Genomic DNA, 15,291 nt, shown 5'->3' on the forward strand with positions numbered 1-15,291 from the left:
TCCGGTGCTCGATCTCGCCCGGCTGCGCGCGCTGCACGCCATCTCCGTCCACGGCTCGGTCGCGGGCGCCGCCGCCGCGCTCGGCTACACCCCGTCGGCGGTCTCGCAGCAGATCACCAAGCTGGAGCGGGAGACCCGCACGACGCTGCTGGAACGCCGCGGCCGGGGTGTCGCGCTGACCGAGGAGGCGGTCCGCCTGGCTGCAACCGCACAGGAGTTGCTGGCGATCGTGGAGCGCGCCGAGACCTCGCTGGAGGAGCGCAGGGGGCTGCCGACGGGGCGGCTGTCGATCGGCGCCTTCGCTTCCGCGGCGCGCGGGCTGCTGCCCGGGGTGCTGGCCGAGCTGGACCGCGAGCACCCGTCGGTGGACGTGCGCCTGACGGAGGTCGACCCGCACCTCTCCGTCGACCTCGTGGCCAAGGGCGTGATCGATCTGGCCGTCGCGCACGACTGGGACATCGCCCCGCTGCCCGCCCCGGAGGGTGTGGCTCAGGCGGTGATCGGGGACGACCGCTGCGACCTGCTGGTGCCGGCGGGCCACCGGCTCGCGGGCCGGGACGGGGTGCGCCGCGAGGAGCTGGCGAAGGAGCGGTGGATCTGCCAGCCGCCGGGGACGGTCTGCCACGACTGGCTCGTACGGACGCTGCGCACGGCGGGCTACGAGCCGGACATCCGCCACCAGGCCGAGGAGAACCACACCCAACTCGCCCTGCTCGCGGCCGGTCTCGGCGTCGCGATGATCCCCCGGCTGGGCCGCGGGCCGCTGCCGGACGGAGTGGTGGCGGTGCGGATCGATCCCGTACCGGTGCGGCGGCTGTACGCGCTGTGGCGCACGGAGGCGGCCAGGCGCCCGGCGATCACGGCGGCCGTCTCGGCACTTCAGGCGCACGGGGCGGGCGTGGGGCTGCGTTAGCCGGGGCGGTTCGCCCTGTGCCGGGACGCGCTCAAAATGGTCCGGACCCTTGACCGGAAGTTATTTTCTGGATATCCGTGATCCTTGGAAGTTTCTTTCAGCACAGTTGCTTTCACCACCTCTCGTCACCGAGTACGGCCGAAGGAGCTCACGTGCACGACCGCACCTCCAGACGCACCCTCCTCACCGCCACCGCAGCCACCGCTGTCGCGGCGGCTGCGGGTATGGCAGTCGCCCCCGGCGCCGTCGCCGCCCAGAAGTCCGCAAGCAGCAGCAGCCACACCTCCGCCGCCACGACTCGGCGGCTGAAGCGGCTCATCTCCCGGATGAGCCTGGAGGAGAAGGTCGGCCAGCTCTTCGTCATGCGGGTCTACGGACACTCCGCGACCGAGCCCGACCAGGCGGACATCGACGCCAACCTCGCCGAGATCGGGGTGCGCACCGCCGCCGAGATGATCGCCAAGTACCACGTGGGCGGCATCATCTACTTCGCGTGGGCGCACAACACCCGTGACCCGCACCAGATCGCCGATCTCTCCAACGGCATCCAGCGGGCCGGCCTGGCGGGCACCAACGCCCTGCCGCTCCTCATCTCCACCGACCAGGAGCACGGCATCGTGTGCCGGGTCGGCGAGCCCGCCACGCTGATGCCGGGCGCGATGGCGCTGGGCGCGGGCGGTTCACGCTCCGACGCGCGGCGGGCCGGGCAGATCGCGGGCGCCGAACTGGCGGCGATCGGCATCCGGCAGAACTACGCCCCGGACGCGGACGTCAACGTCAACCCGGCCAACCCGGTGATCGGCGTCCGTTCCTTCGGCTCCGACCCGCAGTCGGTGGCCGGGATGGTCGCGGCCCAGGTGAAGGGGTACCAGAGCTCCGGGATCGCCTCCACGGCCAAGCACTTCCCCGGCCACGGCGACACCAGCACCGACAGCCACACCGGCCTGCCGGTGATCACCCACACCCGCGAGCAGTGGGCCGAGCTGGACGAGCCGCCGTTCCGGGCGGCGATCGCCGCGGGCATCGACTCGATCATGACGGCGCACATCGTGGTGCCCGCGCTCGACCCGGCGGAGGACCCGGCGACCCTGTCCAAGCCCATCCTCACCGGCATCCTGCGCGAGGAGCTCGGCTACGACGGCGTCGTGGTCACCGACTCGCTCGGCATGGAGGGCGTACGGACGAAGTACGGCGACGAACGGGTCCCGGTGCTCGCCCTGCAGGCGGGCGTCGACCAGCTGCTCAACCCGCCGAGCCTCGAGGTGTCCTGGAACGCCCTCCTGGCCGCCGTGAAGGGCGGCGAGGTCAGCGAGGCCCGCCTCGACGAATCGATCCTGCGCATTCTGCGGCTGAAGACGAAGCTGGGTCTGTTCGACGACCCGTTCGTCACCCACCGGGGCGTGGACCGTACCGTCGGCACCCGGTCGCACCTCGCCGCCGCCGACCGCATCGCCGAGCACACCACCACGCTGCTCGACAACCCCGGTGCGCTGCTGCCGCTTTCGCGCCGCTCCCACAAGAACCTGCTGGTGGTGGGCGCCGATCCGGCCTCACCGTCCGGTACGACGGGGCCGCCGACCACCACCCTCGCCGAGGCGTTCAACGAGCTGGGGTACACGGCCACGGCCCTGTCCACCGGCACCGCCCCGACCAGGGCGGCCATCGACGCGGCGGTGGCGGCCGCGCAGGGCAAGGACGCGGTGGTCGTGGGGACGTACAACGTCACGGCGACCAGTTCGCAGCGGACCCTGGTGACCGAACTGGCGGCGACCGGTGTCCCGGTGATCACGGTCGCGATCCGCAACCCGTACGACATCGCCCGGCTGGCCGGGACCGGATACGCGGCGAGCCTGGCCTCGTACTCCTGGACCGATGTCGAACTACGGGCGGCCGCCCGGGTGATCGCGGGCCGGGCCGAGCCGCAGGGGACGCTGCCGGTGCCGGTGCAGCGCGCGGACGATCCCGCGCAGGTGCTGTACCCGGTGGGCTACGGGCTGACGTACTAGGCGGTGTCCGCGAAGTCGCCGTACGCCCGGAGGGCGGGCGGGGCTTCGCGGACACGGCCCGGCAGGTTCCCGCGCCGGCGGCGGCCCCTCAACGGGCCGGCCGCCGGTGCGGGGTTCCGCTACGGGCGCCTGGTGCCGAGCCGGTGCTCGGTCGTCAGGTCCTTCTTGTCGAGCCGTGCGTCGAACTTCGCGAGCGGCTTGGCCTTCGCCGGGTCCGCCTGGACGGCGGCCGGGGCTACGCCCGCCCAGCGCAGGATCGCCGCGGTGGCCGTGGCGTTCTCCGCGGGGGCCAGACCGGCGACGTTCGAGCCGTGGTTGCCGCCGGGCACCGTGAAGACGTAGCTGTCACGGGCGCCCTTGCCGAGCCGGAAGCGCTCCGCGCCCCACGGGTCGTTCTCCCCGTACACGTACAGCATGTGGCTGGCGTGGTTCTTCACCCAGGTGTCGACGTCGCGCATCACCGAGGGCTGGAACTTCATCGGGATGGAGCTCGGCACGAAGTTGCGCGGCGGCTGGTAGCCGTAGCGGCTGAGCCCGCCGAGCCAGGGCTGCTCGATGTCGGGCGAGCCGAGCTGGGTGCCGGCCTGGTAGTAGTACGGCGTGTAGTTCGACAGGCCCTGGTCCGCGTAGGCGGAGAACCCGGAGATCGAGTCGATCGAGTCCCAGATCGCCTGGTCGGTGGCGGTCCCGGCGTCGGCCGGGATGGTGTCGCAGTCGGCGAGCAGGCTGTACTGCCAGTACGCCCAGACGTAGTCCATGACGACGGCCTCGTAGGCCTTGTCGAGGGTGCCGACGGTGGTGAAGGTGTAGCCGTTGTCGGCGGCGTACTGCGCGTACTTCTGCTCCAGCGGCTCCCGGCGGACCAGCGCCTCGCGCTGCACGCCCTCCAGCCGGTCGCGGCACTCCTTGGTACCGACGTTCGCGAAGAACCGGTCGTATGCCGAGTCCTCCTTGTTCACCACGTCGTTGGGAGCGACGTACGCGACGACGCCGTCCATGTCCTTCGGGTAGAAGCGCTCGAAGTACGTGGCGGTCATGCCGCCCTTGGAACCGCCGGTGGTCAGCCAGTTCTTGGAGTAGATGCGCTTCAGCGCGGTGAAGACCCGGTGCTGGTCACTGGCGGCCTGCCAGATGTCGAGCTTGGACCAGTCGGCGGGCGACGGGCGCGACGGGGTGAAGAACCGGTACTCCAGCGAGACCTGGTTGCCGTCGATGATCCGCGTCGGCTCCGAGCGGCCGGGATTGGTGGAGACGTTGTAGCCGCTGGTGTAGAAGACCGTCGGGCGGGAGGTGTCCTTGTGCAGCAGCGTGATGCGCTGCTGGAACGTTCCCTTGGACGGGTGCCGGTGGTCCACCGGCTGGGTGTAGTTGAGGACGAAGTAGCGGTATCCCGCGGCCGGCTTCTCCTCGATGAGACTCATTCCCGGGATGGCCAGGATGCGGTCCTTGATGTCCGTGCTCGTACCGCTGTCACTGACGGCGGTACGAACCGCGGCCGGTTCCGCGGCGGTGGCCGAAGCGCCCGTCGCACTCACTGTGCCGATGAGCACCGCGAGCGACAGGAACCCTCTGAGCGCCTTACGCATTTACACCCTCCCCATGATTCACAACAGACGTCGTGAACCTAGCGGGGCAATACCTGCACCACCAGCCCCTGTTGCCGGGGCATGCGCTCGCGTCACCCGGTCAGCACAGGATCCAGTCCGTGGTTCCGGTCTTCCCCGCGACAGTGCCCGAGGCCCGGACACACCGGTTCAGCGCGTGGACGGTCACCGGTCCTGCCAGCTGGGTGAAGCCGCCGCTGTCGACGACGGGCCGGCCGCCACGGGCCTGGATCTGTACGGACATCCGGCGGCGCTTGCCGGGCTTCGCCGCGACGGCGGTGGCGCAGGCGTAGCCGCGCGTCCGGTAGACGCGCAGCTCTCCCGTCGCGAACTTCACCGTCTTGGCGGGCCGTCCGGCACACACCGAGGCGGCGTCGGCGCTGCTCGCCTCCACGCCGCCGACGACGAGCGCGAGGGCGGTCGTCAGCGCGAGGGCGAGCAGGCGGGGCGGGACCCCGCGTCCTGTGCGATCGCCGCTTCCTTCGGTCCCTCTGGTCACCAGCAGCCCCATCGCCTCGCCGAACATCCATGCCCCTACCCGACACATGAGCGCACACACGTGTGTCTGTGTACGACGCGGGGCTGCCTTCTGCGGTTGCCCGGGGCGAAGGTTCCGTCCTCGATCGCCGGACGGGCTTGATGTGGGCGCGGGTTCCTCGTGGGACGCGGAATGTGCGGGATGGGGGATGGCGCCCCTCCGGGGCGTCTTCTCACGACCGAGCCCGTCCGGCGGTCGAGGACGGAACCCCGGCGCCCGGGAGCGGGGCAGCCCGCGCGTGGCGCGATGCCCGCACCCCCGCCGCACCGGGGTGACCCGTCACACCCCGGCGGGCTCGTCCTCCCCTATGAAGGTGCGCCACAGCACGGCGTAGTGCCCGTCCCGGGCGAGGAGTTCGTCGTGGGTGCCGTCCTCGACGACCCGGCCGTGGTCCATCACCACGACCCGGTCGGCGCGGGCTGCGGTGGTGAGGCGGTGGGCGACGACGAGGGTGGTGCGCCGGCCCGCGAGGCGGTCGGTCGCCTGGTTGACCAGCGCCTCGCTGGCGAGGTCCAGGGACGCGGTGGCCTCGTCGAGCAGCAGGATGTCCGGGTCGACGAGCTCGGCGCGGGCGAGCGCGATCAGCTGGCGCTGGCCTGCCGAGAGGTTGCGGCCCCGTTCGGCGACCTCGTGGAGGTAGCCGTCGTCCAGGGTGGCGATCATGTCGTGCGCGCCGACCGCCCGGGCCGCCGCCTCCACCTCGGCGTCGGTGGCGTCCGGACGCCCGTACGCGATGGCGTCACGCACCGTGCCGGCGAAGAGGTACGCCTCCTGCGGCACGACCCCGAGCCGGTGCCGGTACGCGGTGAGGCCGAGGTCGCGCAGGTCGGTGCCGTCCGCGGTGACCCGGCCGCCCGTCGGGTCGTAGAAACGGGCGACGAGCTTGACGAGGGTGGACTTGCCCGCGCCGGTCTCCCCGACGAACGCGACCGTCTGCCCGGCCGGGATGTGCAGGTCGATGCCGGTGAGCGCGGCCTCTTCGCCGCCGTACGCGAAGGACACGTCCTCGAACGCGATCTCGCCGCGCAGCGACAGCACGTCCAGCGGTTCGTTCCGGTCGGTGGTGGACGCCGGCTCCTGGAGGAGTTCCTGGATGCGGCCGAGGGAGACGGTGGCCTGCTGGTAGCCGTCGAAGACCTGCGAGAGCTGCTGCACGGGCGCGAAGAACAGGTCGATGTAGAGCAGGTAGGCGACCAGCGCACCGGTGGTGAGCGTGCCGTTGTCGACCCGGCCCGCGCCGACGATCAGCACCGCGGCGGCGGCCACCGCCGACAGCAGCTGCACGAACGGGAAGTACACGGAGATCAGCCACTGGCCGCGGACCCGGGCCTCGCGGTAGTGGTCGCTGCGCGCGGCGAACCGGTCGGCGCCGTCCTGCTCGCGGCGGAAGGCCTGCACGATGCGGAGACCGGAGACGGACTCCTGGAGGTCGGCGTTGACGACGCCGATGCGCTCACGGGCCAGCTCGTACGCCTTGACGCTCTTGCGGCGGAAGAAGAACGTCCCGACGACGAGGACCGGCAGGGTCGCGAAGACGACCAGGGCCAGCTCCACGTCGAGGACCAGCAGCGCGACCATGATGCCGAAGAACGTGACGACGGAGACGAAGGCCGTGACCAGACCGGTCTGGAGGAACGTGGACAGGGCGTCCACGTCGGTCGTCATCCGGGTCATGATCCGGCCGGTCAGTTCACGCTCGTAGTAGTCCAGGCCGAGACGCTGGAGCTGCGCGAAGATCTTCAGCCGCAGCGAGTAGAGCACCCGCTCGCCGGTGCGGCCCGTCATCCGCGTCTCGCCGATCTGGGCGGCCCACTGCACGAGCACGACCACCAGGCCGAAGGCCGAGGCGGTCCAGACCGCGCCGAGCGCCAGCTGGGTGACTCCCTCGTCGATGCCGTTCCTGATCAGCACCGGCAGGAGCAGGCCCGCCCCGGCGTCCACGGCCACCAGCGCCAGGCTCACCAGCAGCGGCAGCCCGAAGCCGCGCAGCAGCCGGCGGAGCCCGTAGGACTCCTCGGCGTGCACGGCGCGGGCCTCGTCGATGTCCGGGGTGTCGGTCGCCGGGGGCAGGGCCTCGACCTGGGCGAGGAGCTCGGGGGTGGCGGGTGTGCCGGCCGCGTCGGTCTCGCGCTCCTCCTCCTTGCGGACCCACAGCTCGGGGGTGATGCCGCGCTCGGCGTCGAACTCGGCGTCGAGCTCCTCCTGGAGTGCGCGGTCGTCGGCGGGGTCCGTGACGGTGGCTGCCTGATGGCCGGGCGAGGTGCCGCCCAGCTCGTCCGGGTCGGTGAGGAGGCGCCGGTAGAGCGCGGAGCGGCGCTCCAGCTCCTCGTGGGTGCCGATGTCGGCGAGCCGGCCGTCCTCCAGGACGGCGATCCGGTCCGCGAGGTTGAGGGTGGAGCGGCGGTGGGCTATCAGCAGGGTCGTGCGGCCGGCCATGACCTGTCGCAGCGCCTCGTGGATCTCGTGCTCGACGCGGGCGTCGACGGCGGAGGTGGCGTCGTCGAGGAGGAGCAGCCGGGGGTCGGTGAGGATGGCGCGGGCGAGGGCGACGCGCTGACGCTGGCCGCCGGAGAGGGTGAGCCCGTGCTCGCCGACCTTGGTGTCGTAGCCGGCGGGCAGCTCGGCGATGAACCGGTCGGCCTGGGCGGAGCGGGCGGCCTGCTCGATCTGTTCGTCGGTGGCGCCGGGGAGCCCGTAGGCGATGTTGGCGCGGATGGTGTCGGAGAACAGGAAGCTGTCCTCCGGTACGAGTCCGACGGCGGCCCGCAGCGAGTCGAGGGTCAGTTCGCGCACGTCGTGTCCGCCGACGAGCACGGCACCGTGCGTCACGTCGTAGAAGCGGGGCAGCAGCAGCGAGACGGTGGACTTGCCGCTGCCGGACGCGCCGACCACGGCGACGGTCTCGCCGGGCTCGATGGTCAGCGAGAAGCCGTCGAGGACGGGGCGCGACTCGTCGTATCCGAAGCGCACGTCGTCGAACTCGACGCTGGCGGGGGCGTCGGCGGGGAGCTCCTTGGTGCCGTCCTGGAGTGACGGCTCCGTGTCGATCAGTTCGAGTACGCGCTCCACACCGGCGCGGGCCTGCTGGCCCACGGTGAGGACCATGGCGAGCATCCGGACCGGGCCGACGAGCTGGGCGAGGTAGGTGGAGAACGCGACGAACGTACCCAGCGTGATCTCGCCGCGGGTGGCGAGCCAGCCGCCGAGGGCCAGCATGGCGACCTGGCCGAGGGCGGGGACGGCCTGGAGGGCGGGGGTGTAGCGGGAGTTCAGGCGGATGGTGCGCAGCCGGCCCGCGAAGAGCCTGCGCCCGACCTCGCGCAGCTTGCCGGTCTCCTGCTCCTCCTGCCCGAAGCCCTTGACGACGCGGACGCCGGAGACGGCACCGTCGACGACTCCGGCGACGGCGGCGGCCTGCGACTGGGCGTACCAGGTGGCGGGGAAGAGCCGCGAGCGGGAGCGGCGGGCGATGAACCAGAGGGCGGGGGCGACGGCGACGGCGATGAGGGTCAGCAGTGGCGAGAGCCACGCCATGATCACCAGGGAGATGAGGAAGAGCAGCACGTTCCCGATGGTCATCGGGAGCATGAACAGCAGGCTCTGGATCAGCTGGAGGTCGCTGGTGGCACGGCCGACGACCTGCCCGGTGGAGAGCTCGTCCTGGCGCCTGCCGTCGAGGCGGGTGATCGTCCCGTACATCTCGGTCCGCAGGTCGTGCTGGACGTCGAGGGCGAGCCGGCCACCGTAGTAGCGGCGGATGAAGGTGGAGACGTACACGAGCGCGGCCGCGACGATCAGCAGTCCGGTCCAGACGGCCAGGGACCGGGTGTGGCCGACGACCACGTCGTCGATGATCACCTTGGTGACCAGGGGGACGAGGGCCATCACCGCCATTCCGGCGAGCGACGAACCGAGGGCGAGCAGCACGTTGCGCCGGTAGCGCCAGGCGTAACCGCACAGCCTCCGCGCCCAGCCGCCCGGCTGCCCGTCGCTCCCTTGCTCCCCTGCGTCCGACACCCGGTGCCTCCCGATCGACCTGCTCCGACGGAAGGCACCAACGCGGTGGACTGCGGATTTCATCCCGCCGCAACAAATACGGGACCTTCGTCGTAGGTCCTGCGGCCCGCCCGCCGAAGTGGGCCCGCGGGCGGCCGGGGAGTGGCAGGTGCCGGGCGGTGAACGCCATGGGGCCCGGCGTCGACCGCCCGGACGGGCGCGGCGTTCACCGACGGTCCCGGACGCGGTGCGGCGGCGTCCTACAGGTGCGTCGGCTCGAACATCCTGAGCAGCGCCGGGAGCACGACGACCGAGGGGCCGGGCTTCGCGATCGCATCGGCCAGGTCGTCGGCGATCGTCTCCGGGCTCGTACGGACCGCGGGGACGCCGAAGGACTCGGCGAGGGCGACGAAGTCCGGGCGGGACAGTTCCGTCGCGCTGGTCTCGCCGAACGCATCGGTCATGTACTCGCGCAGGATGCCGTAGCCGCCGTCGTCGATGATCAGCCAGGTGACCGGGAGGTCGTACTGACGGGCGGTGGCGAGTTCCGCGATCGAGTACATCGCGCCGCCGTCGCCCGAGACCGCGAGGACCGGCTTCGTCACGTCGGCGGCGGCCGCACCGATGGCCGCGGGAAAGGCGTAGCCGAGGCCGCCGGAGCCCTGGGCGGAGTGCATGGTGTTGGGGTGTCGGGCGTCGAAGGCTGCCCAGGCCCAGTAGCCGAGGATCGTCATGTCCCAGAAACTGGGGGACGTGTCGGGCAGGGCTGTCCGGATCCCGGCGACGAGGTGCTGTTCGAGGGTGAGTTCCTGGGCGGCGATCCGGTCCCGTACCCGGCCGAGCACCGCTGTGACGCGCTCGGCGGCGGCCGGGTCCTCGCGCGGGGTGACCGCTTCGAGGAGGTCGGACAGCGCGTCGCGGGCGTCGGCGTGGATGCCGAGGGCCGGGTGGTTGGACTCCAGCTTCCCGGCGTCGGCCTCGATCTGCACGACCCGGCCGCGCGGGGCGAAGGTGTAGTAGTTCGAGGAGAGCTCACCGAGGCCGGAGCCGACGACGAGCAGGACGTCGGCGTCCTCCAGGAAGTCCGTCGTGTGCCGGTCCTCGATCCAGGACTGGAGCGAGAGCGGGTGCTCCCACGGGAAGGCGCCCTTGCCGCCGTAGGTGGTGACGACGGGGGCGCCCACCTTCTCCGCGAGGGCGCGCAGCTTGCCGGACGCGTCGGAGCGTACGACTCCGCCGCCCGCGATGATCGCCGGACGCTCGGCGTTCGACAGCAGGTGGGCCGCCACCGCGATGAGCTCGGGGCGGGCGTGCACCTCGCGCGGGGTGGCGTCCATCGCGGTCACGACGGGCAGCGTCGTGGCGGTGATGAGCACGTCCTGCGGGATCTCGATCCAGACCGGGCCGTGCGGGGCCGTGAGCGCGGACTCCCAGGCGGCGGCGATCGCGGACGGGATCTGCGAGGCGGTACGGACGGTGTGCACGGACTTCACGATGTCGCGGAACGACGCCTTCTGGTCACGCAGCTCGTGCAGGTAGCCGTGGCGGCCGCCGCCCAGGCCCGCGGTCGGGATCTGGCTGGAGATCGCCAGCACGGGGGCGGAGGCGGACGCCGCCTCCTGGAGTGCGGCGAGCGAGGTGAGGGCACCCGGTCCGGTGGACAGGAGCAGCGGGGCGACCTCGCCGGTGATGCGCCCGTAGGCGTCGGCGGCGAAGCCCGCGTTGTTCTCGACGCGCAGGCCGACGTAGGTGAGGGACGAGCGGCGCAGCGCGTCGAACATGCCCAGCGCGTGCTGCCCGGGCAGGCCGAAGACGGTGGTCGCACCGAGACCCTGGAGGGTCTCGACGACGAGGTCGCCGCCGTTGCGCCCGGGCGGTGGGTTCAGCGCGGCAGCGATCTGCCCGGGGGTGAGCTCGGGCCGCTCGTCGTGGTGGTCGTGGCTCACTTCTGGCGGGCCTCCGCAATCTGCCGGGTCATGATCGTCGTCAGCTCGTACGCGGTGTGCGAGGCGGCGACGGAGGTGATCTCGGCGTGATCGTACGCGGGGGCCACCTCGACCAGGTCGGCGGAGACCAGGTTGCAGGAGGACAGCCCGCGCACGATCTCCAGCAGCTCGCGGGAGGTGAGGCCGCCTGCCTCGGGGGTGCCGGTGCCGGGGGCGTGTGCCGGGTCCAGCACGTCGATGTCGATGGAGATGTAGAGCGGCCGGTCGCCGATGCGCTGCCGGAGCTGGTCGGCGATCTCGTCGACGCCGCGTCGCATCACGTCGGCGGAGGTGACGATGCCGAAGCCCATCTTGGCGTCGTCGGTGAGGTCCTGCTTGCCGTACAGGGGGCCGCGGGTGCCGACGTGGGAGAGCGCGGACGTGTCGAGGATGCCTTCCTCGACGGCCCGGCGGAACGGGGTGCCGTGGGTGTACTCGGCGCCGAAGTAGGTGTCCCAGGTGTCGAGGTGCGCGTCGAAGTGGAGCAGCGCGACGGGGCCGTGCTTCTTGGCGACGGAGCGCAGCAGCGGCAGCGCGATGGTGTGGTCGCCGCCGAGCGTCATCAGGCGGGCGCCGGTTCCGAGCAGGTCGTCGGCCGCGGCCTCGATGGTCTCGACGGCCTCGTTGATGTTGAAGGGGTTCGCGGCGATGTCCCCGGCGTCGGCGACCTGCGCGAGGGCGAACGGCGAGGCGTCCTGTGCCGGGTTGTAGGGCCGCAGCAGCCGCGAGGCCTCCCGGATCGCGTTGCCGCCGAAGCGGGCGCCGGGGCGGTAGGAGACGCCCGAGTCGAAGGGCACACCGACGACGGCGACGTCCGTCGTGCCGACCTCGTCGAGGCGGGGCAGCCGGGCGAACGTCGCGGGCCCGGCGTACCGCGGGACGCGGGAGGAGTCGACGGGGCCGCGCGGCGTGTCGTTGCTGCTCATGGGGTGGGGGCCTTTCCTTCGGTTCCTTCGGCGACGCGCTGTTTCGAGTGTGCCGGATCCCCCACGACGGCACGGAAGCACGCGCACGGGTCCGCTGACGACGCTAGGCGTCGGGGCAGCAACCCTGAAGTGTATGTTTCATCCATTCTTACCCCATCGAACGGATGAAACGTCCATGTCCGATGTCCCCCCGGGACCGCCCGCCCCGCCCGGCCACCCCGCCGGGCCGCCCACCCCGCCCGTTCCGCTGGCCGCGCTGCTGGCCCTGGAGGAGCTCGGGCTCCGCAGGATCGCGGGGCCGGCCGACGCCCAGCTGTTGTGGGTGCACACCTCGGAGATGGCGGACCCGTATCCGTATCTGCTCGGCGGCGAGCTGCTGCTGAGCGCCGGGGTGCTGCTCACGGACCCGGACACCTATGTGGCCCGGCTGGTGGAGGCCGGGGCCGCGGCGCTCGGTTTCGGGGTGCGCCCGGTCCACGACACGGTTCCGCCGGAGCTGGTCGCGGCGTGCGACCGGCACGGGCTGCCGCTGGTGGAGGTGGGACCCGGGACCCCGTTCACCGCGATCGCGCGGGCGGTGTGGGGGCTGATGGCCGAGGCCCGCCACCGCGAACTGCGCCGGGTGACCCGGGCCCAGCAGGCCCTGGCGACGGCGGCGGCCCGGCCGGACCCGATTCCCGCGGTGCTGCACCAGCTGGCGGTCCGGCTGTCGGGGCGGGCGGCCCTGCTGACGGCCGACGGCGAGGAACTGCACGCGGCGGGCCGGCAGCCGGCACCCGAGGTCCGGGCGGCGCTGGCCAGGCTCTCCCGGGTGGTCTCCCCCGCCGTCCACCCGGCCCCCGCCCCCACCTCGGCCACCGACACCCTGGGCCCCGCCCACCTGTCCGCGTACGCACTGGGCGGCGGGCAGGGGCTCGCCCTGACCCTGGCCACGGACCACCGCGAGCCGGGCGACCACACCGTCGCCGGGGTCGCCGTCGTCCTGCTCTCCCTGCTGACCGCCCCGCACCAGGGCGCCGACGCGGCGAACCGCTCGGCGGCGCTGGTCCGGCTGCTCCTCGGTGCAGACCCGGCCGGGGTCGCGCCGCTGCTGGGCGGCGACGGGCGGTGGACGGTGGTGCACGCGCGCCGCAGCGGCGGCGAAGCGGTGGACCCGCTCGCGGCGGGAGCGCTCGGTGCGGCCCTGGGATCGGCGCTCGTGGACGCGGGCCGGGGCGCCGGGGCGGTACGGGTCCTGGTCCCCGGCGGCGCCCCGGTCACCCCGCAGCCGGGATGGACGCTCGGGGTCTCGGCCCTCGCCCCTGCCGACGCCCTGGACACCGCCGACACCCAGGCCGCGCGCGCACTCGGCCGCGCGGAGGCGACCCGCACCCCGCTGGCGGCGGACGAGCCGGTCTCCGGCCTCGCCGCCCTGCTCCCGCCCGGCCCGGCGGCCGCACATGCCCGCGCCCTCCTCGCCCCGCTCACCGCGCCGCTCGCCGAGACCCTGCGCTGCTGGCTCTCCCTGAACGGCAGCTGGGACCGTACGGCGGTGGCCCTGTCCGTCCACCGCAACACCGTCCGCCAACGCATCGCGCGGTGCGGGGTGTTGCTGGGGGTGGACCTGGACGACATGGACGTACGTACGGAGTTGTGGCTCGCCCTTCGGCAGGAGTGACCTCGCACGGCGGCGGCACGGACGCCCCCGCGGCTCCCCGTCGCCCTCATGGGCGGAACGCCGGACGTTCGCCGCCAACTGCCCTTGCGTTAGAGCGCAGTTCAACACCTAGCGTCCCCCTCATGACAACACCTCAGCACAAGATCGGATCCGGCTTCGGCGCCCGCAGCACCGCGGGCGACGTCCTGAGCGGCATCGACCTGTCCGGCAGCACCGCGATCGTCACCGGCGGCTACTCGGGTCTCGGCCTGGAGGCGACCCGTGCCCTGGCGGCCGCCGGAGCTCGCGTCATCGTCCCCGCCCGGCGACGGGCGGTCGCCCAGGAGGCGGTCGCGGGCGTCGACGGCGTGGAGGTCGACGATCTCGACCTGGCCGACCTCGAAAGCGTGCGCGGTTTCGCCGAGCGGTTCCTGGCCTCGGGGCGCGACGTCGACATCGTGATCAACAACGCGGGGATCATGGCCTGCCCCGAGACGCGGGTCGGTCCGGGGTGGGAGGCGCAGTTCGCCACCAATCATCTCGGTCACTACGCGCTGATCAACCATCTCTGGCCGGCCGTCGCCCGCGGCGGCGCGCGCGTGGTCGCCGTGTCCTCCGGGGCCCACGGCATGGGTATGCGCTGGGACGACGTGCACTTCGAGCGCGGCTACGACCGATGGGAGGCGTACGGGCAGGCCAAGGCGGCGAACGTGCTGTTCGCCGTGCACCTCGATGCACTCGGCCGCGACGCCGGAGTTCGCGCATTCGCGGTGCATCCCGGCAGCATCCTCACTCCGCTCCAACGCCACCTGGCGAAGGCGGACATGGTCGACGCGGGCTGGATCGACGAACACGGAACCCCGACCGACCCCACCTTCAAGACGCCCGCGCAGGGTGCGGCAACGCATGTCTGGGCGGCGGTCTCACCTCAACTGGCGGGCATGGGCGGCGTGTACTGCGAGGACTGCGACATCGCCGAGCCGGCCTCCGACGGCGCGGAGGGCGGCGTGCACGCCCACGCGGTCGACCCCGAACAGGCCGCTCGGCTTTGGGCGTTGTCGGCCGGCTTCACGGGCGTCGACGCCTTCGCGGCGGCCCGCTGAGGAGGGGCTGCCCGGGATCCGACAGCCCCGGCGCGTACGGCGGGTAGCGTCGCCCTCATGAGACCGCCGACCGGTACCACCACCGACCAGGCCCCGGCCGATCCGACCGCCACCGACGACGCACTGGCCACCCAGCCCATCGGTTACTGGAGTGGCCTCGCCCATGCAGCTGTCACCCGGCATCTGCGTGACGCCATGGCCGCGATCGACGTCACGCAGCCGCAGTACTGGGTGTTGAACCGCGTGAACGGCGGGCCCGCGGCGCCGTGCCGCGAGGAGGTCGTCGGTCAGCTGACCCCTCTCGCTGACGGGCCACACGAGATCGCACGGGCCGTGGACCAGTTGGTCCACCGTGGCTGGCTCTCGGTCGACGCCGGACAGCTCCTGTGCCTCACCGATACCGGAGAGGCTGCCCGGGTGCGGGTGCGCGAGCTGGTGACCGGGCTGCGCGCCGTGGTCCATGACGGCATCAGTGACGAGGAGTACGTGGCAGCGCTCAAGGTGCTGCGCAGGGTGATCGCCAACGTGGAGGGTGCCGGGAACTGACCGACCGGCCGCGGGCCGGGCCGGTGGCGGAACCGCGA

Annotated in this window: 10 protein-coding genes; 5 read left to right on the forward strand and 5 right to left on the reverse strand. The window is 72.5% G+C overall.

Annotated features, from left to right (window positions below):
* Nucleotides 1-4 precede the first annotated feature (4 nt).
* Nucleotides 5-913, forward strand: coding sequence for a LysR family transcriptional regulator (locus ABT025_RS04780; RefSeq protein WP_350990192.1), 909 nt, complete (start codon nt 5-7; stop codon nt 911-913).
* 152 nt (nt 914-1,065) lie between these two features.
* A complete protein-coding gene (locus ABT025_RS04785; protein ID WP_350989878.1) occupies nt 1,066-2,919 on the forward strand; it encodes a glycoside hydrolase family 3 protein in 1,854 nt (617 codons plus the stop codon).
* 119 nt (nt 2,920-3,038) lie between these two features.
* On the opposite strand, the gene ABT025_RS04790 is transcribed toward ABT025_RS04785, so the two are convergent.
* The 5 genes from ABT025_RS04790 to speB all read right to left on the reverse strand — a co-directional run bounded on the left by ABT025_RS04790 (nt 3,039) and on the right by speB (nt 11,968).
* Nucleotides 3,039-4,505, reverse strand: coding sequence for a S28 family serine protease (locus ABT025_RS04790; RefSeq protein ID WP_350989880.1), 1,467 nt, complete (start codon nt 4,503-4,505; stop codon nt 3,039-3,041).
* Nucleotides 4,506-4,605: 100 nt separating this feature from the next.
* Nucleotides 4,606-5,049, reverse strand: a complete 444-nt coding sequence (locus tag ABT025_RS04795) for a hypothetical protein (RefSeq protein ID WP_350989882.1) — start codon at nt 5,047-5,049, stop codon at nt 4,606-4,608.
* A 291-nt stretch (nt 5,050-5,340) separates the two neighbouring features.
* On the reverse strand, nt 5,341-9,078 hold the full coding sequence (locus tag ABT025_RS04800) for an ABC transporter ATP-binding protein (RefSeq protein WP_350989884.1): 3,738 nt from the start codon (nt 9,076-9,078) through the stop codon (nt 5,341-5,343).
* 239 nt (nt 9,079-9,317) lie between these two features.
* Nucleotides 9,318-11,003 (reverse strand): thiamine pyrophosphate-binding protein, encoded by a 1,686-nt coding sequence (locus ABT025_RS04805; protein WP_350989886.1) that lies wholly within the window; start codon nt 11,001-11,003, stop codon nt 9,318-9,320.
* Nucleotides 11,000-11,968 carry an agmatinase gene (speB, locus tag ABT025_RS04810; RefSeq protein ID WP_350989888.1) on the reverse strand — a complete coding sequence of 323 codons (969 nt, stop codon included), beginning with the start codon at nt 11,966-11,968 and terminating at the stop codon, nt 11,000-11,002. Before speB ends, ABT025_RS04805 begins: the two co-directional genes overlap by 4 nt.
* Nucleotides 11,969-12,143: 175 nt before the next feature.
* Here speB and ABT025_RS04815 point away from each other — a divergent pair, with 175 nt between their 5' ends.
* From ABT025_RS04815 to ABT025_RS04825, 3 genes are all read left to right on the forward strand, one after another.
* The gene (locus tag ABT025_RS04815; RefSeq protein ID WP_350989890.1) at nt 12,144-13,625 is read left to right on the forward strand and encodes a PucR family transcriptional regulator ligand-binding domain-containing protein; all 1,482 of its coding nucleotides are present in this window, start codon (nt 12,144-12,146) and stop codon (nt 13,623-13,625) included.
* 122 nt (nt 13,626-13,747) lie between these two features.
* Nucleotides 13,748-14,707, forward strand: coding sequence for an SDR family NAD(P)-dependent oxidoreductase (locus ABT025_RS04820; protein ID WP_350989892.1), 960 nt, complete (start codon nt 13,748-13,750; stop codon nt 14,705-14,707).
* A gap of 57 nt (nt 14,708-14,764) precedes the next feature.
* Nucleotides 14,765-15,253: a MarR family winged helix-turn-helix transcriptional regulator gene (locus tag ABT025_RS04825; protein WP_350989894.1), complete on the forward strand. Its 489-nt coding sequence runs from the start codon at nt 14,765-14,767 to the stop codon at nt 15,251-15,253.
* Nucleotides 15,254-15,291: the final 38 nt, after the last annotated feature.

This window comes from Streptomyces sp. NPDC002809 (assembly GCF_040295435.1).
Classification (GTDB): domain Bacteria; phylum Actinomycetota; class Actinomycetes; order Streptomycetales; family Streptomycetaceae; genus Streptomyces.

Coding starts and splice junctions, on each gene's coding strand:
- ABT025_RS04825 (WP_350989894.1), top strand. CDS start 14,765: ATGAGACCGCCGACCGGTACCACCACCGACCAGGCCCCGGCCGATCCG.
- ABT025_RS04795 (WP_350989882.1), bottom strand. CDS start 5,049: ATGTTCGGCGAGGCGATGGGGCTGCTGGTGACCAGAGGGACCGAAGGA.
- ABT025_RS04790 (WP_350989880.1), bottom strand. CDS start 4,505: ATGCGTAAGGCGCTCAGAGGGTTCCTGTCGCTCGCGGTGCTCATCGGC.
- ABT025_RS04820 (WP_350989892.1), top strand. CDS start 13,748: ATGACAACACCTCAGCACAAGATCGGATCCGGCTTCGGCGCCCGCAGC.
- ABT025_RS04815 (WP_350989890.1), top strand. CDS start 12,144: ATGTCCGATGTCCCCCCGGGACCGCCCGCCCCGCCCGGCCACCCCGCC.
- speB (WP_350989888.1), bottom strand. CDS start 11,968: ATGAGCAGCAACGACACGCCGCGCGGCCCCGTCGACTCCTCCCGCGTC.